Genomic DNA, 715 nt, shown 5'->3' on the forward strand with positions numbered 1-715 from the left:
TAGGGCGTGCCTTGGCGGCCTTTCCAGACAATGGCGTCAAAACCGGATTCGTGATATTCTGAAGCGTACCTATTATCGATTACCTCAAAATTATCAGCAATGAATCTTGCCAATTGAGGTGTCATACGTTTAGATAGCTTATTAAAGCTATTGGGATCTGATTCCAGCTCCCCCATAGGCAAATCAATATATGCCACGTCAGCGAGCAAAGCATTGATGTAAATAGGTGAAACTTTACTCATTTCGCTCCCCTTTCTTCAAAAGAACATTAAGATTAACCATATGAGCAATATTGCTCGAATTTTTTGGGAAACAAGAGTCCCCAATTGAACTGCTATCCCATGCCAGTTTCCTAAATAACACTCCCGCCTCTCTATCACAATAGACAAATGATAAAAAAGTTTTCCCTGTATCTGCATCTTGATATTTCATCTTTGCACAAGAAACAGGAATCATATATCCGTGATGACCAAGTCGCAAATTTTCATATGGTCCTAATTTTGCCCGTTTTACCTCTTTCCAGTTTGACGCGAGTTCTATTGCCATTTTACTTCGACATAAATATTTAAATTGAATTACTCCAACAATATGATCAAAAAACAATATGCACAATATGCCAGCAAAAACCCCTGCATGCAGAAGAAAAAATTTATTAGGAGATAGTGACCACCCGAAAATCTTGATCAACCGGTTACTGATGAATGCGGCAATCACG

2 protein-coding genes are annotated in these 715 nt (G+C 38.7%); both read right to left on the reverse strand.

Annotation, left to right across the window (positions count from 1 at the left end; translation table 11 throughout):
• Positions 1–242, reverse strand: a 242-nt coding sequence (locus QB898_RS13135) for a hypothetical protein (RefSeq protein WP_279525309.1), incomplete at its 3' end; no start/stop codon positions are given.
• Positions 235–715, reverse strand: a 481-nt coding sequence (locus QB898_RS13140) for a hypothetical protein (RefSeq protein ID WP_279525310.1), incomplete at its 5' end; no start/stop codon positions are given. The genes QB898_RS13140 and QB898_RS13135, both read right to left, overlap by 8 nt.

The organism is Ottowia cancrivicina (assembly GCF_029813755.1).
GTDB classification, from domain to species: domain Bacteria; phylum Pseudomonadota; class Gammaproteobacteria; order Burkholderiales; family Burkholderiaceae_C; genus Ottowia; species Ottowia massiliensis.